Source organism: Viridibacillus sp. NPDC093762 (assembly GCF_050279675.1).
Classification (GTDB): Bacteria; Bacillota; Bacilli; order Bacillales_A; family Planococcaceae; genus Viridibacillus.
In genome coordinates, this window is record NZ_JBNNUK010000001.1 from 88681 (window position 1) to 108208 (window position 19528).

Below are 19528 nucleotides of genomic sequence, written 5' to 3' on the forward strand. Positions count from 1 at the left end.
CAAATAATCTACCACCTTACAAGGAGAATGTTTCATAGATTATGGTATTAACATCGGATCAAGCAATTGGGCTCGACCACGGATGAAGCAGTAAAAGTAATGATAAATCATTGCATTGCAATTTCATCTATCTGGGAAGGGGAAGTAAGAAGTAGAAATAACGATAGTATGTGAATAAGATCTAACGGGAGAGATCAAAAAAAATCCGGCTATCATCATAGCCGGATTTTATCGATAATAATTTAGTTAAAATTGAATGACAATAGATCTAGGATTTCTTCGTCTTTTAGTTCAGTAATCCACTGACTTGATTGGATGAGATCTTCTGATAATGCTTGTTTTTCAGTTAATAGTGTATCGATTTTCTCTTCAATAGTTCCTGTCGTGATGAACTTATGGACATGTACAAATTGAGTTTGCCCAATACGGTATGCACGGTCTGTCGCTTGGTTTTCCACTGCAGGATTCCACCAGCGGTCAGCATGTAGAACGTGATTGGCTGCCGTTAAGTTTAGACCGGTCCCACCTGCTTTTAAAGACAAGATGAAAATAGGGAATTCACCTTTTTGGAATGATTCAACGAAATGATCGCGCTGTTGCTTAGGCATACTTCCTGTTAAAAACGGCACATCTATATCATAAATTTCAGAGAAACAATGTTGTAGTAAGTGGCCCATACCGATATACTGTGTGAAAATTAAGCATTGCTCATTATTACTGGCAATTTCAGAGCCAAGTGTTACAAGGCGATCTAACTTTTCTGAACGCGGAAGCATATCCACTGCATTATCAAATGGTTCTTTTAAATACAGAGCGGGGTGATTACATAACTGCTTTAACTTACTAAGCATTTTCAAAATCAAACCCTTACGTTCAAAGCCAGTTAATGTTTCGAGCTTGTGCATTGTTTCTTGGATAAAGCTTTCGTAAAGCACAGCCTGTTCTTGTGTTAATGGACAGTATTCAAGCTGTTCAAGCTTATCAGGTAAATTCAGCATTAGTGCAGGATCCTGCTTCGTTCTACGTAATAGGAATGGTTGGATTTTTTTACGTAATTTTTGCTTATGAGCTTCAGAATCATCACGCTCAATCGGAGCTATATAATCTTCTTGGAAGCGACGAATGCTTCCTAAGTAACCTTTGTATATAAAGTCGAAAATAGCCCATAGCTCGGACAAGCGGTTTTCAACAGGTGTCCCTGTTAATGCAATATGATGTTCACCATTCAACTTACGAATCGCTCTAGATTGCTTTGTTTGCATATTTTTTATATTTTGAGCTTCATCAAGTGCAATACAAGCCCAATTCAATTTTTCAAGGCTATCTGCATCTTGTGTAACAGTTCCGTACGTTGTCAACACAACTTGAGGGGATTGCTCTTTTAAATAACTAACTAGTGATTCTTCTTTCAAACGACCTGCACCATAATGTAAGTAAACCTCTAAAGAAGGGGCAAATCGTTCAAGTTCTTTTTGCCAGTTGCCTAAAACAGAAGTTGGGCAAATGATTAGAGTCGGTGGCTTTTCCTCTTCATAGACATGACATAAATAGGAGATAAGCTGAACCGTTTTGCCGAGTCCCATATCATCAGCTAAACAAGCTCCAAACTGCTGGTTACGCATGAATGTCAGCCATTCATAACCTTCCTGTTGATAAGGACGTAAAGAAGCTTGTAGCTTATCTGATACAGGAACAGACGGCAAACCTTTTTTATCTTGTAGCTTTTTCACATAGTCCTTCAATGACTTCTGAATTTCAAATTGGAAGAATGGATCATCCGCAGAATCATCCTCATCCTCTTCCACTGGTACAACAAGTTCTTCAGGCAACTCCTGGAATAGCAGATCACGAACGGTCCAATTTTCATTTTCAGCTTTATCCATTAGTTTACGGATCTCTTGCATCCAAGCCGCATCCACCCGTACCCATTCTGTACCAGCACGTATAAATTCACGATTATCATTGACCATTTGTTGAAATTGCTCCATGGTTAGTTCTTGACCGTTCAAGGACAATTTCCAATTAAACGTCAGAATTTCTTGTAGACCAGCAGCTGATTTATAATTTGAAGCAGTGTTAGCACTAGCTCGTACTTTCACACGAGAATCTTTTATGTCTTTTAACCAAGCGGGTAAAATGATTTCAAAACCAAGTGCTTGTAGGCGAATAAAATCTGCACGTAAAAACTGTCTAACATCTGCATCCGATAAAGTTAATGACAAGAATAAACTGGTATCTGCATTTTCCATATAGTCATGCATATGCAATAAACTAGACATTTGACCTTGTAGCTTTTCTATTCCGTCAGCATGTTGCTTCCACTTATCAGGCAGCGCGTTTTCGATTTTCAAAGCGCGCTTGCGCATAGGTGGTGCCCAATAAGTTGCACTTTTTTTCCCACGAATAACGGTCTCTAAAACCCAATCCTCAGATAATTCCTCCGGTTCACGTAACCGTAAAGCGACGAAAATTTCATCATGAACATTTTTGGTTGTAATTGGCCATCCGCCATTTCGGAAGAAAGGTAACAATGGCTGTAAATCTGTAAAACGCAAACCAGCCTCTACCATTTTTTGCATTAATGCATTTTCTAGTAAATTTGCAGCTGTTTCAGCTAATGGAACCTTTAGCTCCAACTTTTGTTCTTCTTCGTCAAGTGAAATTGAATCCCATAGTCGAGGAGAGTACCAAAAACTAGAGGCTTCATTTGCTGCAGTCAGCCACTTCGCTGAAGCCATGTCGATACCTTCGTATTGAACAAAAGGATGTTGCTCTTTTTGAGAAAATAATTCAACCATTTCAAGGGGCGTTAACGTAACAAATTCCTCCGTATGATTAGCCGTTAAACCATAAAAAGTAGCCTCGTAGTGGAAAAAGAGAAAAGGAAGCCATTCATGTGTAAACATTGGTTGTCCATCGGATTTAAAAGCTTGCAACGTGAACGACTGATTGGACTCGGTTTGAATGCCAAGCGTGATGGATTTCATGAAAGTAGATGGCACGTTTGAAATAGTTGTCATAGCTTTAGGTTTCCTTTCTCGATTTCTTCTTGTAAAGCTCGTAATCGTTTATATTGTTGTCGAAGTGTTTCGACATATTGATTCCAATATTCATTTTTTGCACTTTTCTTCGCCGCAGACTTCATTTTCTTCCAAACTCGGACGGCTTGTTTATAATGTTGTCTCGATTTTTGAGAAACTTCTTCTAATGCAAGTGCATGATAAAGAGGAAGTAGAACTTCAGGTTTATACTCCAATACATCCTTCACACCACATAACTCCAAATAAGCTAATGAAGAAGGGAAGCGATGATGCAGAGCAGCCCATTCTAAATAACGTTCCTTTTCAATCAAATAATGTGAAAAAGGTTGCATGCCATACATACCAGAAGCTGTAAAGAGTAACTCTGCCTCTTCATCAGTTAAATCTATTTTTGAACAAAGACGATTAAAAGTATTGACGAAATTAGAACGATACCTCGTTGCTAGCCAACTATTGATGAATTCATCTAACAGCGGAAGCATCGAACGCAAAATCATTTGTAACGCTTCTGAATCCTCATTGCGGTCTGCAAAATGAGCTAGATCAAGCCATACTAATAACTCATCGACTTTAATTTGTGCCAATGATTGTTGTAAATCATCATACTTTTTCAGCATAAGGAAGAACATAGCTCGGATGCTTTCTACATTTACATCACTCGAAAAGTCTTTTTCTGCTCGAAGCATATCAAGTTCAAGCTCACGTCGCTTTTTCTCATTAAACATTGACTCCCAAAACAATGTGTAAATGTACAAACGCTCTTCAAAATAGCCTTCCTGTTTTACAAGGAAATAATGCGTCATTTGTTGCAATGTATCATAGAACGGATCCGTCGCAAAAAGACGAGATTTACTAGCAGTTAAGCGAATATAATCTTTTAATGCCTGGCTTTCTTGCTCGATAAAATTGATCATATAGGAGCGCGCTGACTCATTAGCTGGATGTAGGTGCTTCCAAGTATGAGATAGAAGTGCCATATGCGTAAATAATTGATATAAACTGCGCCATTCACGTTCTAATGGCGTATGTTTTGCAATCTGAGACTGCATATCAGCGAAAATACTCTCAATTAAATAAGGGTTTAATGATTGTTGATTATATAAATTCACTTTGTAAATATTCTCTACAAGCTTAAGCCAACTTTCAGGCGTACGCTCATCTTTAAATAAAGAAAGCTGATTTAACTTCTGAGAACGGAAATTCTCGAGCCAACCAGACAGTGAATCAACATATTGATATAACACGAACATCGCCGCTAATTTATGGCGGCACCATTTCTTATTACGACAATCGCATGTAAATAAATCATCGTTTATATATAACGTTGCCGTAGCAGGAGTAGCATCCTGCACAACAAAATGAAGTATATTAAGTACTTCACTATATGAGGAAATTTTCACATAGTTATGGCGTGCTAAAAAAGCTGCTCTTCTGACAAGCTCTTCATCCTCGGGAACTGATGAATTCAGCTCTAATTCAATTGCAGCCATATTATTGCGAATAGCATCTTCATATTTTTTGGCAATTTCTGAAATATTTGTATTCATACATTCCGCTCCTGAAAAAAATCGTTCCTTTCATTATACGGCTATTTCAGGTCATCCGTAAATGCATAAGGACAGTCTTTATTTTTTTATATAACTAATCAAACAAGAATAATATTATATTTCCTGAAAATAAGCGGCTATAAGCATACTGTATGAATTGATAAATAGTGAAGAAAGTCTGGTTTTATTAAAAAAAAACATCTAAATCATGAAGAAACTCAATAAAACAGGGTACTTTTTCATTATGTTATTGAATTCTTAAGAGAATAATGTGAGAATGTATATAACTAAATATTGGAATAAATAATAATATTAGGAAGGTGATTGATTGGCACGTTATATGATTCGAATTCCTGATTTTAGATCATCCATACATTCAGTTAAATCTTTTAAATGGTATTTAGTTTATGCACCTAAAAACCGATCTAAAAAGGTCATCATTTCTTCTGAGGGAAGTTATGAAGAACGCCACGACGTTTACATTGATAATCACTTTTTCGATACAGTTAGTGTAGACTTAACCCGGAACCATATTTTACTACATCAACGAAGAATATCATACGAGCAAAGCGAGGAGAATTTAAAAGCTTTATTAACCACTATTTATGTAATCGCTGAGCCGAATACTTTTTATTTTTTTACATATGGAAGGAAGAAAAAGAGCTAAATTCTAGAAGGCAAAAGAAATTTGTTCTTTTGCTTTTTATCTGCACTAAATGAGCATATAATGGTACCATATAAATAATCTGAAAATTCTATAAAAAGGAGTGGCTTACATGTTACATGTACGAAGAATGGAACCTTTTTATACTAAGAAAGAGGGGAATCGACTAAAGTTAGTATTTGCTTATCAATATTTCTCCATTACCAAAGAAGATGAGCTATATCATTTTGTCCCAGTAGAGGGCAAGGAAATCATTATTAATCTAAATAATTTACAAATTGAAAACTTATCTGAAGTATTTGTTTTCCAAAAAGGTAGTCGCTTCATACGCTTACCGTTGTATCAATTGCTAACCATATCTAACATCCATGATCATCTGAAAATTATTTACGACTCCCTTGAGCTGAGTAAGGAAAAGGGCAAAACAGAGCAATTCATTAGTACTAATAAGGAAGTAGTAGACCTAATCACTCAACTTGAAAAGGACAACAAACTTCGCCTTATAGATCATGCACTTGCTGTTCGAGATGAAAATTTATTTATCACACTAACACACAAACTATAGCATCGTACTAACGGAGGATTATCAATTGAATAACCAAACCACATAGAAAGCACCTATCATTAATAAAACGATAGGTGCTTTTAACTTGCCCTCAATGTGTTAATACATATACAAAAATAATTAAAAGTGCTATAAAAACCCCAAATGCATTAATTACAAAATCGTAGAAATCCAATTTCACATTTTTTTTCTTTTCCAATTCAATACATCCCCTTTCGATGAATACCAGTAATAGTTATATAAAGCTTTGACAAATCACTTAAACTTTAAACACATAAACTAGAATTATAATTTCCTTATAAAGGAATAAATGTAAAGGTCGATATAAATGAAAAACACAAAAGGACTGAGGGGTATGAGGATAGGAAATTGGTATTCACAAGGACTCTCTATATTAAAAAGTATGAATAACAACTGGAATATGGCGAGTAAAGCACTCGAACGCCTATCAACAGGTTATCGTATTAATCGAGCTGGTGACGATCCTGCAGGTCTAGCCATTTCAGAGAAGATGCGTGCACAGATTCGTGGACTCAACATGGCCAGTAAGAACATTCAGGATGGTATTGGAATGATCCAAACAGCCGAAGGAGCACTAAACGAAACACACGCTATGCTTCAGCGTATGCGAGAACTCTCAATTCAAGCCTCAAATGATACATTAACCGACGAAGATCGTCGTCAACTGGACCTAGAATTCCAAGAGCTAAAAAAAGAAATTACAAGAACATCAACAGACACCGAATTCAATACAAAAAAGCTACTCAACGGCAGTGCATCAAAAGATCCTTTGAAAATTCAAGCAGGTGCAAACGCAGGTCAGACTATCGACATATACATTAACGATATGAGCGGCGCAAGCCTCGACATGGACGGACTATCTATTGATACCAGAGAGAATGCTGAATCAGCCATCTCTAAACTTGATGCAGCGATCAACAAAGTCTCCAGCGAACGCTCACGCCTAGGAGCTTACCAAAATCGTCTCGAACATGCCTACAACAACTCAGTCAACATGGCAGAAAACTTAACCGCTGCTGAATCCCGCATCCGTGATACAGACATGGCCCAAGAAATGATGAACTTCGTCAAAGCCAACATACTCCAACAAGCAGCCCAATACGCCTTAAGCCTACACATCCAAAGAGCCCAATCCATCTTAGAACTACTACGCCCACCCAATCCAAAACGCTAAAGCCCAGCTTAACAGCGGGCTTTTTATTTTTGGGGAATGGTGGTAAGTAGCGCTAAAGGGAGATTGAGTGGAGCTAGAGTGATCTTGAGTAGGGCCAAAGAGAGCCCGAGTAGCGCTAAAGAGAGGCCGAGTAGAGCTAAAGAGGTCTCGAGTAGCGCTAAAGAGAGGCCGAGTAGCGCCAAAGAGAGCGAGTAGAGCTAAAGAGGTCTTGAGTAGGGCCAAAGAGAGGCCGAGTAGCGCCAAAGAGAGGCCGAGTAGAGCTAAAGTGATCTTGAGTAGGGCCAAAGAGAGCTCGAGTAGAGCCAAAGAGAGGCCGAGTAGCGCTAAAGGGGCCTTGAGTAGGGCCAAAGAGAGGCCGAGTAGCGCCAAAGAGAGCGAGTAGCGCTAAAGAGGTCTTGAGTAGGGCCAAAGAGAGGCCGAGTAGAGCTAAAGTGATCTTGAGTAGGGCCAAAGAGAGCTCGAGTAGAGCCAAAGAGAGCGAGTAGCGCTAAAGAGGTCTTGAGTAGGGCCAAAGAGAGCCCGAGTAGCGCTAAAGAGTCTCGAACAACAGCAAATCTACCATAATCGCTGTATAAAGTAATATACATATAAATTGCATAAAAATGAATAAAAATACGAAAAAACTATTAAAATATGAATAAAACATCTAAAAAACTTATAAAATATTTATTTTTATGTAGACGAATGAATAAAAATAAACTATACTTCATTTTATCAACTTATTCTAAAAATTAAATGAAGTGAGGTATATATTATGAAGAAATGGTTAGCGGCATTATTAATGATTACCATGCTAGTAGTTGCAGGCTGCGGCAATGGAGGAGATTCAAATTCATCTGCAGGAAAGAGCAATAACAACTCAACTATCCAAAAAGTAATTAAAGCAAAAAAACTAGTAATTGGTACAAACCCTGGTTACTTCCCATTTGAAATGGTCGACTCAAAAGGAAAATTCATTGGTTATGATATCGACGTTGCGCAAGCAATTGCAGATAACTTAGGCGTTAAACTAGAAGTAAAACAATACGGATTTGACGGACTGGTTCCGGCTCTACAAACGGGTGAGATCGACATGGTTTTCGCAGGTATGTCTATCACAGGTGAACGTGCATTAGCAGTTAGCTTTGCAAATCCTTACTACAAAACAGGACAAGCCATTATGCTTCAATCAAAAAACAACACTATAAAATCATATGAAGACCTAGATAAAAAAGGCACTAAAATTGCAGCTCAAATTGCAACAACAGGTTCATTAATTTCAAAAGACATGTTCAAAAATGCAGAAATTAAAGATTATGAAGACTTCCCGGCAGCAGCACTAGCACTACAATCTGGACAAGTTGATGCAGTAATCTATGACGAGCCAGCTATCCAAGTTTACAACCTACAACATGTAGGAAAAGTGAAGAAACTGGAAGGCGTCATCTCTGCAGACAACTTAGGTCTGGCAGTACAGAAAAATGATTTCGAATCAGTACAATGGTTAAATTCATTCTTACACTCATACATCGATAGCCCAGCTGAATTACAATCACGTGCAAAATGGTTCGAAAATAGCGAATGGTTAAAAACAGTTAAAGAATAATAGAACAAGCTATACTTTGAAACATTACAAATGGCTTAGCTAAACATAAGAGGGACTACTCCACTATGTTTGCTGACGTCATTGTAGTCTTTCATCGAATAAAAACCGATCACAGAAATGATCGAGGAGGACATTTACATGGACATTCAACTAGACTGGAGCGTCATTCCAAATAATATGGACGTCTTCATCCAAGGCGCCTTACTAACATTAGAAATTTCAGCTATCTCATTATTATTAAGTATTCCATTGGGAGTTATTTTTGGAATTGGGCGTATTTCACGTAACCCTATTATTCGCTTTATATCAAGTACTTACGTTGAAATCATGCGTGGCGTACCGTTACTAGTATTGTTAATGTGGATTTACTTCGGGTTAGGTCAATTTTTCTCATTAGGATCTTATTGGGGTTCAATCGTTGGTCTAGCAACATTCTCAGGTGCATTCCTTGCTGAAATCGTTCGCTCGGGTATCCAAGCGGTTCCTAAAGGTCAAATGGAAGCGGCACGTTCAGCAGGTATGTCAAATTTCCAAGCAATGCGCTACATCATATTACCTCAAGCATTTAGAAGAATCTTACCGCCAATGGCATCACAATTTATCATTCTTATCAAAGACTCTTCATTAATTTCTGTCATCGCAGGTGTAGATTTAACGTTAAAAGCAAAAAATTTAGCTGCAACATCATTCCGTTATATAGAAATTTGGACATTCGTTGCGCTCGTTTATTTCATCATGACATTCAGCTTATCTTTAATCATTCGTCAAATCGAAAAACGTATGCTGAAAAATGAACAATAAGAAGGGGAATACGAATTATGATTTCTATCAAAAATGTTAATAAAAGTTTCGGTAATCATCATGTATTAACCGACATTGACCTAGAAGTACCAAAATCAAATGTTGTCGCACTAATCGGGCCAAGTGGAGCAGGTAAATCAACTCTAATCCGTACCATAAATGCACTAGAAGAAATCGATACGGGTGAAATAATCGTAGACGGTATTTCTATCCATGACAAAAAAACGGATATTAACAAAGCCCGTACGAACATCGGCTTCGTATTCCAAAGCTTTAACCTATATCCGTTCTTAACCGCACTCGAAAATGTCACAATCGCCCCAATAAAAGTAAAGGGACTATCAAAAGCTGAAGCAGAAAAACGAGGCAAAGAACTACTAACATCTCTAGGTTTAGGTGACAAATTCGATGCCTACCCAGGACGCCTATCCGGTGGTCAACAACAACGTGTAGCAATCGCACGTGCACTTGCAATGGATCCACAAGTCATGCTCTTTGACGAACCAACATCAGCTCTTGACCCAGAAATGGTCAAAGAAGTACTCGATGCCATCCGTAAGCTTGCGAACGACGGCATGACAATGGTAGTCGTTACCCACGAAATGGGCTTCGCTAAAGAAATCTGCGACCAAATCGTCTTCATGGCCGATGGTAAAATCGTCGAAGTCGCACCACCAGAAAAATTCTTCACAAACCCAGACTCAAAACGTGCACAAGACTTCCTATCAGTTGTCTTAAATCACTAATAATGAGCCAGCCGCATAAGCAGCTGGCTTTTTTGTGCACATTATTTAATTGTAAAATATTACATAAAAAGATATAATAGTATGTAAAATTATGATAGAAAGGAGTAAGTATAATTTTTGAACCACGACAAAAACCAATAATATTGTCAGCATATCCGAGACTATTAAGGAGACTCTCCCCAACATTCTCAAAAACCATTGACTTGCAAAAAGAATTGGAAAACATCCAAGCAGGATACAATGGAGAATGTAGAGTCGACCAATTGATCCAAGAAACGCATTTTACTCTCCCATTTCAAACGCTCCCCAATGTCGAAATTCAAGCATCCTCAAACAGACTCATTCAAATAGATTCATTAATAATCACACCAAGCTATATTTGCATCCTTGAAGTAAAACATCTAAGAGGAACATTAAAGTTTTTAGAAAACCCCTACCAACTAATCCAAACAATTGATGGTAACAACACACCATATGTATGTCCTCAACAACAAATATTACGAACAGTCGACAGTTTGGAATACTGGTTGCAACACCAAGTCGGCATCCAATTACCAATTTTCAAAGCAATCGTATTACCAAACAAACGCACACACGTTGAAATCCCACCAACACAAATTAAATTACTAGGACCAAAAGAAGTACCACTCTACCTACAAAAATTAAATAAACACCCAGCCATTATCACAACAAACCAATTTCAACATATCGTTTATAAAATAAAAAATAGCAACAAACCATACAACACATTTCCGTTAACAAAAAAACATAGCATTCCTTTAGACCAACTTAAAACAGGCATCATCTGTTACTGTGGGGGACAAGGTCGACGTTTTTCCCAACGTACATGGACATGCCAAAACTGCGGAAAAAATATCGATAACGCTATCAAACTAGCAATGCTAGACTGGTTCTGGCTCTTCAAATCAACCATAACCCATAAAGAATGTAGTCAATACCTACAAATCAACAACAAAAACCGAATAACAAAACTACTAAAACAAATGAACCTAACCCCTACAGGCCATACTAGATCACGAACATATCACTATAATTATAGAAAGCCATTGTTTAAAGAAACTCTGTCTAACGAGAATAGTATCTAAATAAAGAAAGCTTGTGAGCAGCACCAAAGCCGTAGCGAGCAGCGCCAAAGCCATGCCGAGCAGCGCTAAAGCCGGAGTGAGTGGCGCTAAAGCCGGTGAGAAGCGCCAAAACTGTAGTGAGTAGCGCTAAAGCCAGAGTGAGAAGCGCCAAAGCCAGAGTGAGAAGCGCTAAAGCCGGTGAGAAGCGCCAAAGCGCGGGTGAGAAGCGCCAAAGCTGTAGTGAGTAGAGCCAAAGCGCGGGTGAGAAGCGCCAAAGCCAGAGTGAATAGCGCCAAAGCGCGGGTGAGAAGCGCCAAAGCCCTCGTGAGAAGCGCTAAAGCCAGAGTGAGAAGCGCCAAAGCCCTCGTGAGAAGCGCTAAAGCCGGTGAGCAGCGCCAAAGCCCTCGTGAGAAGCGCTAAAGCTCCCGTGAGAAGCGCTAAAGCCAGAGTGAGAAGCGCTAAAGCCGGTGAGAAGCGCCAAAGCCAGAGTGAGTAGAGCCAAAGCCAGAGTGAATAGCGCCAAAGCCGGAGTGAGCAGCGCTAAAGCCAGAGTGAGAAGCGCCAAAGCCCTCGTGAGAAGCGCTAAAGCCGGTGAGAAGCGCCAAAGCCAGAGTGAGAAGCGCCAAAGCCGGAGTGAGAAGCGCTAAAGCCAGAGTGAGAAGCGCCAAAGCCCTCGTGAGAAGCGCTAAAGCCGGTGAGCAGCGCCAAAGCTCCCGTGAGAAGCGCTAAAGCCAGAGTGAGAAGCGCTAAAGCCGGTGAGAAGCGCCAAAGCCAGAGTGAGTAGAGCCAAAGCCGGAGTGAGAAGCGCTAAAGCCAGAGTGAGAAGCGCCAAAGCCGGAGTGAGAAGCACTAAAGCCGGGATGAGAAGCGCTAAAGCCAGAGTGAGAAGCGCTAATCCCCACTCGAACACCCATAAACTCAAAATCAAAAAATATCCAAAATATGAAATAAGATATTTAAGTTTTCAGAATTTGAGGGTATAATAAATAGCAAGAAATAAAAATGCTAATCATATGAAAGAAGGAACACCAAATGTCTCTATCCCTTAATCCGCAAGCTCAAAAGGGTGGATTACCCGGAATACGCCAATTCTCAAATCAACTTATCAATTATCCCGATGCCGTCAACTTAACGATTGGCCAACCAGACTTCCCAACTCCTGAATCAATCAAACAAGCAGGTATCCGTTCAATCGAACAAAACCTTACAACATACTCACATAACGCTGGTCTCATCGAACTTCGCGAAGCGGCTGTAGCGTTCTTTAAAGAAAAATACGACTGCCACTATAATGCTGTAGACGAAATTATCGTTACAAACGGAGCAAGTCAGGCAATTGATTCTGTATTCCGTACAATCTTTGAAGAAGGGGATGAAATCATCCTCCCAGCACCAATTTACTCAGGATACGAACCAATTATCCAATTTTGCGGTGCAAAAGTAGTTTACCTAGACACGACAGACACTAATTTCCAACCATCTGCGGAACGTCTAGAAAAACTGATCACACCTAAAACGAAAGCCGTACTATTTAACTTCCCATCTAACCCAACAGGAGCCACAATCTCCCACGAACAAATGGATACGTTAGCGAAAGTACTATCAAAACAAGATGTCTTTATCATTTCAGACGAAATTTATAGTGAAAACACATTCGAAGGAGAACACCGTTCATTCGGTGCGTATCCTGAGCTAAAAGATAAATTGTTCTTAATTCACGGTTTATCAAAATCACACTCAATGACAGGTTGGCGTATTGGATTCCTTATGACATCTGCTAAGCTTCTGGCAGAAGTCGTGAAAATTCACGCATTCAATGCAATCTGTGCAGCACTTCCTAGTCAATATGCTGCTATCGAAGCACTGACAAACTGCAAAGACATTCCAGCTGAGATGAACAAACAATATATTGTCCGTCGTGATTACGTTTACGATCGCCTAATTGCAATGGGTATTGAAGTTCAAAAACCAACAGGTGCCTTTTATATTTTCCCATCTATCAAAAAGTTTGGATTATCATCTCAAGAATTTGCAATCCGACTTATGAAAGAGGGGGGCGTTGGTGCCATCCCAGGATCTGTTTTCACTCCATATGGTGAAGGCTACCTTCGCATCACTTACGCGTATGCACCAGCAACATTAAAAGAAGGGCTTGATCGTCTAGAAGCCTTCATTCAAACACTATAAATTAAAAATTATACCCAAAATGCCAAGTGAAACTATCTCACTTGGCATTTATTATGAACAATGCAAAACATACGGCTAACTTGAAAATAATTGAATTCAGAACCGAAAACAGAGTATAGTAGACCTTAACAAACACACCCAAAAAGAAAGTAGTGAAATAATGAAAAAAATATTCATGGTCATTTGGGACATTGGCGTAGATAAATATGGCGTTAATAGTGTCATGTACAAACGAGCAGGTTTATTAAATAACGCTGACTATTGCTCTGAACTAATCACACTAGACTACAAAGATAATTATTCTGAAATAGAATTACAATTAAAAAAAGAAGGCAGACTTGCCGAAAACGTCAAAATCACGAACATTTATGACTACTATAAACAAAGCTACACAACAAGTGAACCAACAGTCGAAAGTATTGAAAGCTACCGTTTAGCTAGCGAAAAATTTGAACCCGGATATCAAGTAGAAGATAGCGGAGAACAAACGCACTACTTCCAAAATGGTACATATGTAAAATGTAAAACTTGGGACAGGCATCAAAAACTGAAATACATCGACTATTACACACCCGAACAAATTCTCATTAAACGTGAAGAATTCCATAACGATGGTTATATTAACCGTACGCTCTATTATCATTTGTCTAACAATGAGCTAAACCAAGAACTACACTATACGCCAGACGGCTTTTGTTACCTTTCGAAATGGTACAACCATAAAACGGGTAAGCAACAGAAAACTTATCTATTCCATCCCAATTCAAAGAAAGTCTTAAGTTTTGCCAATAACAAAGAATTCCATGTCAATTGGTTTAACGAATTATGCAACAATGAGCCTGAAAAGCCAATTATCATCTGCGATGGAGCAGGTACAGCAAGCAAAGTTCGCAGTATGGAATCCGGCTTGGCACACCGTATCTATACTATTCATACAAATCATTTTGAAGCACCTTACACATATGGTAGCGAGCTCAAGGAACATCACAATGGCATACTAGAAAACTTGGAGAATGGCGACCCTATTGTGGTCCTAACAGAAAAGCAAAAAGAGGATATCATCAAGCAATTTGGTGATCACGACAACATTTATGTTATTCCCAATGTAATCGAAGTGAGAAATGTGGATATAGCTACAAAAGATCCACTTCTAGTTACAGTCGTAGCAAGATTAGATGAAGGGAAAGCAGTTGGTGAAGCTGTTCGTGCATTTGCTAAAGTTATTCAAGACGTTCCTGATGCTAAACTTCATATTTACGGTGAAGGGCCAAAAAAACGTGCGTTAACGTCGCTTATTCGGAAATTAAAATTGAGAAAAAATGTCGAATTAAAAGGCTACACAAACAAAGTAGACGAAGTATTAGCAAAAGCTACCGTAACAGTCCTAACATCAAAATACGAAGGCTTTAGCTTGATAGCATTAGAATCATTTGCTAATAAAACGCCGGTCATTTTATACGATAACAACTACTATATAGACGAATTTGAACCAGCTGGACAGAATGGTTATGCTGTTCCAAATAAAGACCTTGAGCAATTAGCAGAAAAGATCATCTACCTACTAGAAAATGAAGACGAGGCAAAAAGAATGGGAGAAAATGCATACCGTACCGCACAAAAGAAATACTCTCCTGAACTTCAATACGAATTATGGACAAGCCTTTTGAATAAAGTCGCATTACAAGATTAAAAGGTCGCCTATGCGACCTTTTTTGTTTGTCATTTCTAAACAAAATAAAAAACCACCTCTCCAATATAGGAGCAGGTGATTAGTTAAAGTGAAATGCTTATTTAGATACTTTATTTAAATCTTTTTTAATCTTAGTTGTAGAAATACCTTCAGTACGAGGTAAGTAAACTACTTCGCAATGATCTTTTAGGAAATCGAATTTACCTTCCCAGTCGTGGCCCATAACAAATGTGTCGATATTATGTTCTTTCACGTCTAGAACTTTTTGTTCCCAATTATCTTCCGGTATTACTTCATCTACATACTTGATTGCTTCAAGAATTGTCTTACGGTCTTCAAAACTATAGTAAGCTTTTTTCCCTTTTAAAGCATTAAATTCATCAGAAGAAATAGCAACAACAAGGTAATCGCCTAAAGCTTTTGCACGTCGAAGAATATTAACATGTCCCACATGAAGTAAATCAAATGTACCATACGTAATTACTTTTTTCATAGTGTGCCTCCATACATAATACTAAATGGTATTATATTATATTTAACTAGAAATGCCAAATTCATTTCTGTAGATAATCTCCATAAAAGGTCTTAATAGAATTAAGAACGCCTAAAACTCATGCAAGGTTCCCGAGAATAAGCTCCGAACCATTTGCCTAATCCATCAAATACGCTGCCAATCTTTCACTAGCATGACCATCAGAATAGGTATTCCAATCATTTGAAAAAGCCTCCACTTGCTCCTGATTAAATTCATGATGCAATAGTACATAAACTAGTTCTTCATCATTTGAAACAACCGGACCAGGAACCAACTGTTCATAATCCATCCAAAAACCTCGCTCCATTTCATATGCTTCTAAATCATAAGGATAGAAAATCTGCGGTTTACCAAGTAGAGCAAATTCAAATGGGATCGAAGAATAATCACTGATTAAATAATCCGTTACAAACAGCAGCTTGGAAACAGGTACATCATTTGCAACGGAAACAATTGCAGGATGAGCAATTGACTCAGCATTATGAGCCACAGCAGGGTGTAACTTGATCACCATTGCAAAATCTTCTCCAAGTGAATCCATGATTTCTACAAAATTCAAAGGAATCTTCTGTTCTAACAGTTGCTGATCGCGGAAAGTTGGTGCATATAAAATAACCTTTTTTCCAGCTAATTGAGGATACAACTCGAAAATTTCACTACGAGCATTAACCTCTTCGTTTTGTTGAAAGTAAAAATCAGTACGTGGAATCCCAAATCGCAAAAATTGATCTTTGCGCATGCCAAACGCAGACTTGAAAATCGGTACCATTTCATCAGATCCAATAATTACTTTCGTCATCCGCCCATAAACCTTCTCAAATCGCTTTACAGCAGAAGGAGAACGGAACATGATACTTGGATCTTGCAATGCAAACTTCTTAATTGCGCCAGCTGCATGCCATAACTGTATACACTCGACATCCGCGCGAAACGACGTTGCACTTAAAATGGCAAAATAATTGTCGATCAATACCTTACTCCCCGTTGCCAAATGATATAAACCTTTCAAATAGCCACTAATATTGGATGCGTGGAAATCCACTACATTTCCAGCAGTTAAGCCTAAATCTGAAAAGTCATCTTTGCATTTGCTAGTTTTCAGAACATAAATCTCTTCAAAACCGCGTGATTGCAACTCGCGTATTACAAACCGCGCATTATCACCAAAGTCACATAAAAAAACAATTTTATTCTTTTGTGGCAAAAACTTAAAAAGCCCGAATACAATCTTATTTATCAATAAATAAATATATATTATAAATTCCTTTAACATTCATTCACCTATTTTTCTACATTTCGTTGGATAATCGCTAAAAAAAAACGAAATATTCGAAAAAACATTCATTTTTATGTTTGATTACCACATTGTGAGAGGTATTGTAATTTAGGAATTACATACAATAACTGCTATTAGTATAACTGAAATAATAGTTATATAACAAAGAAAATTTTAAGAATAATTATACTGATTAATATTGTCTTGTGGTATTATCGATGAGGCATATATATCAAAAAAATAATAAAGAAAATGGAATATTCGCGAAAATCATTAAGAGGAAGATAGAATACATAACCATTAATAATTTTAGGATAATGCATGAACTTAATAAAGAGGTGTAAGAATGGATAAATTAGTATCAATTATTGTAACTGTATATAATACAGCTGAATTTTTAGAAGAATGTTTAACATCTATAACGAATCAAGTATACAAAAACATAGAAATAATTATAGTAAACGACGGCTCGACAGATAATTCAACAGAAATAATTGAGCAGTATACAACTGCAGATTCTCGCTGCCGTAGCATCAATTTAACTGAAAATAAAGGTGTAGGTTATGCAAGAAATCTTGGAATCGAACAAGCTTCTGGGGATTTTGTATATTTTGTAGATAGTGACGACTTTATCAATGAGAATGCGGTTGATAAATTAATACAAGGTCTTGGTAACAAATCTTATATTATGGGTCGCACTAAGAAACTAACGAATAAAGAAGATAGCAATATCGATATTGAAGAACATGAAGTGACAGTAAGAAAACGTAACAAGGTATTTAAAGTGTTACAAAATTTAAGTGTGCTCAATAGTTTGTTTTCTATGGAAATCATTCGTAAATACAATCTTCGTTTCTCAGAAGAAACAGATTGTTATACCGAAATGTCATTCTTAGTGCCTTTATATAAAAACCGTACAGTAATTTATCAAGTGAAAGAAAGTGTATATTTCCGCCGTCTTCGAAATGATCCGATTACCAACCCATCGCTTATGCAGCAAGATAGAGAGAAGATATTAAAGGATTTCTTAACAGTTTATAATCAGCTTAAAGCAGAGCTAGAGGGGACAAACAAAGAACAAAAACTCCTTGATAAATTACTTATTCATTTTTACCGCTCTAAATTTATCCTAATAATGAGAGATGCAACTCAAATCGATCGAAACTTTGAACAACTAGCAACTGCAATGGAAAAGGTTTCTCCAGCGCAATATAAAAATCAAAACTTATTAGTTCGTGGTGAACTGAAAGCACTACGTAATCACAAATTGAAAAGTTACAAAAGAGCAGTTAGCATTCACCATTTCGGAAGAGAATCAAAACAAAATTTTTCAAGCAAAACAAAACTGACTCGACAAATTTATAAAGATATATTCCAAAAACGACCTCTAAATGAGAAGAAAATAGTTTTCGAAAGTTTCCTTGGAAAAAACTACGCGGATAGTCCGAAGTATATTTATGAATATATGGTTAAACACTACCCAGAGTACGAATTCGTCTGGTCGTTTAATGAAACAAATCATGATATTCCAGGAAATGCGAAGCAAGTGAAGCGTCTAAGCCTTGCTTATTACTATCACATGGCAACGGCAAAGTATTGGGTAAATAACATGCGGCAGCCACTTCACCTTCAAAAACGTGAAGGGAATGTATTTTTAGAAACTTGGCATGGTACACCACTGAAAAAACTAGTTTTCGATATGGATGAAGTCTATTCAGCCAATCCTAAATATAAACAACAATTTTATGAGCAATCACGATTATGGGATTATTTAATTGCGGCAAATTCGTACTCATCGGAAATTTTCAAAAGCGCATTTAAATTTGATAAAGTCATGCTGGAAGATGGCTACCCACGTAATGATACTTTGTACATTAACAACAATTCAGATTACATTACGAAGATGAAAACTAAATTAAACATCCCGTTAGATAAAAAAGTAATTCTTTATGCACCTACATGGCGTGATGACGAATTTTATGAACCTGGAAAATACAAGTTTAATCTAAAATTCGATTTGCAAAAAATGCATGAAAAACTTGGTGATGAATATGTCATCTTACTAAGAATGCACTATTTCATAGCAGATGATCTCAACATTAATGGTTATGAAGGTTTTGTCTATAATATGTCCAAATATGACGATATTGCAGAACTATATCTGATCTCAGACATTCTCATTACAGATTACTCATCTGTTTTCTTTGATTACTCAAACTTGCGAAGACCGATTCTGTTCTACACTTATGATCTCGAAAAGTATCGTGATCAACTGAGGGGCTTCTATATCGATATCGAAAACGAAGTACCAGGGCCACTAGTCAAAACAACTGATGAAATCATTGATGCCGTACTTAATATTGATAAAGTAACCATCGAATATAAAGAAAAATACGACGTTTTCTATGACAAAATATGTAGCTGGGAATCCGGAAAAGCAACAGAGAAAATCGTAGAAAAAGTATTCAAAAACCATTAAATTGATGAAAAGCGTTCCACCCGTTGTACAATATGCGGGAAGAACGCTTTTTTTTGAATAGTAAAAAATAAAAACTTTAATGTTTTTTTCTTGTTATGCTTAATGATAAAATATAACATGGGCCAAATGAAC

General features: G+C 37.6%; 14 protein-coding genes. 10 read left to right on the forward strand and 4 right to left on the reverse strand.

Going from position 1 to position 19528, the window contains the following annotated elements; all coding sequences use genetic code 11:
• Nucleotides 1-242 precede the first annotated feature (242 nt).
• Together ACQKM9_RS00480 and ACQKM9_RS00485 are read right to left on the reverse strand one after the other, a co-directional pair.
• Nucleotides 243-3020 (reverse strand): DEAD/DEAH box helicase, encoded by a 2778-nt coding sequence (locus ACQKM9_RS00480; RefSeq protein ID WP_427731668.1) that lies wholly within the window; start codon nucleotides 3018-3020, stop codon nucleotides 243-245.
• Nucleotides 3017-4588 carry a hypothetical protein gene (locus ACQKM9_RS00485; protein ID WP_427731670.1) on the reverse strand — a complete coding sequence of 524 codons (1572 nt, stop codon included), beginning with the start codon at nucleotides 4586-4588 and terminating at the stop codon, nucleotides 3017-3019. Before ACQKM9_RS00485 ends, ACQKM9_RS00480 begins: the two co-directional genes overlap by 4 nt.
• A gap of 328 nt (nucleotides 4589-4916) precedes the next feature.
• Here ACQKM9_RS00485 and ACQKM9_RS00490 point away from each other — a divergent pair, with 328 nt between their 5' ends.
• The 9 genes from ACQKM9_RS00490 to ACQKM9_RS00530 all read left to right on the forward strand — a co-directional run bounded on the left by ACQKM9_RS00490 (nucleotide 4917) and on the right by ACQKM9_RS00530 (nucleotide 15106).
• Nucleotides 4917-5255, forward strand: coding sequence for a hypothetical protein (locus ACQKM9_RS00490; RefSeq protein WP_427731672.1), 339 nt, complete (start codon nucleotides 4917-4919; stop codon nucleotides 5253-5255).
• Nucleotides 5256-5364: 109 nt separating this feature from the next.
• Nucleotides 5365-5817 (forward strand): IDEAL domain-containing protein, encoded by a 453-nt coding sequence (locus ACQKM9_RS00495; RefSeq protein ID WP_427731674.1) that lies wholly within the window; start codon nucleotides 5365-5367, stop codon nucleotides 5815-5817.
• A 355-nt stretch (nucleotides 5818-6172) separates the two neighbouring features.
• Complete coding sequence (locus ACQKM9_RS00500) at nucleotides 6173-7012, forward strand: flagellin (RefSeq protein WP_427732776.1); 840 nt, start codon at nucleotides 6173-6175, stop codon at nucleotides 7010-7012.
• Nucleotides 7013-7766: 754 nt separating this feature from the next.
• A complete protein-coding gene (locus ACQKM9_RS00505) occupies nucleotides 7767-8597 on the forward strand; it encodes a transporter substrate-binding domain-containing protein (protein WP_427731676.1) in 831 nt (276 codons plus the stop codon).
• A gap of 138 nt (nucleotides 8598-8735) precedes the next feature.
• A complete protein-coding gene (locus ACQKM9_RS00510; protein WP_427731677.1) occupies nucleotides 8736-9398 on the forward strand; it encodes an amino acid ABC transporter permease in 663 nt (220 codons plus the stop codon).
• Nucleotides 9399-9415: 17 nt separating this feature from the next.
• Complete coding sequence (locus ACQKM9_RS00515) at nucleotides 9416-10144, forward strand: amino acid ABC transporter ATP-binding protein (RefSeq protein WP_427731679.1); 729 nt, start codon at nucleotides 9416-9418, stop codon at nucleotides 10142-10144.
• Between the two features lie 203 nt (nucleotides 10145-10347).
• Complete coding sequence (locus ACQKM9_RS00520; protein ID WP_427731680.1) at nucleotides 10348-11250, forward strand: nuclease-related domain-containing protein; 903 nt, start codon at nucleotides 10348-10350, stop codon at nucleotides 11248-11250.
• Nucleotides 11251-12261: 1011 nt separating this feature from the next.
• A complete protein-coding gene (locus ACQKM9_RS00525) occupies nucleotides 12262-13416 on the forward strand; it encodes an aminotransferase class I/II-fold pyridoxal phosphate-dependent enzyme (protein WP_427731681.1) in 1155 nt (384 codons plus the stop codon).
• Between the two features lie 160 nt (nucleotides 13417-13576).
• Nucleotides 13577-15106: a glycosyltransferase gene (locus ACQKM9_RS00530; RefSeq protein ID WP_427731683.1), complete on the forward strand. Its 1530-nt coding sequence runs from the start codon at nucleotides 13577-13579 to the stop codon at nucleotides 15104-15106.
• Nucleotides 15107-15203: 97 nt separating this feature from the next.
• On the opposite strand, the gene tagD is transcribed toward ACQKM9_RS00530, so the two are convergent.
• Complete coding sequence (tagD, locus tag ACQKM9_RS00535; protein WP_427731685.1) at nucleotides 15204-15599, reverse strand: glycerol-3-phosphate cytidylyltransferase; 396 nt, start codon at nucleotides 15597-15599, stop codon at nucleotides 15204-15206.
• A 157-nt stretch (nucleotides 15600-15756) separates the two neighbouring features.
• Complete coding sequence (locus tag ACQKM9_RS00540; RefSeq protein ID WP_427731687.1) at nucleotides 15757-16845, reverse strand: CDP-glycerol glycerophosphotransferase family protein; 1089 nt, start codon at nucleotides 16843-16845, stop codon at nucleotides 15757-15759.
• Between the two features lie 418 nt (nucleotides 16846-17263).
• Here ACQKM9_RS00540 and ACQKM9_RS00545 point away from each other — a divergent pair, with 418 nt between their 5' ends.
• Entirely contained in the window at nucleotides 17264-19396 is a 2133-nt protein-coding gene (locus ACQKM9_RS00545; RefSeq protein WP_427731689.1) for a bifunctional glycosyltransferase/CDP-glycerol:glycerophosphate glycerophosphotransferase, read from the forward strand.
• Nucleotides 19397-19528 lie beyond the last annotated feature (132 nt).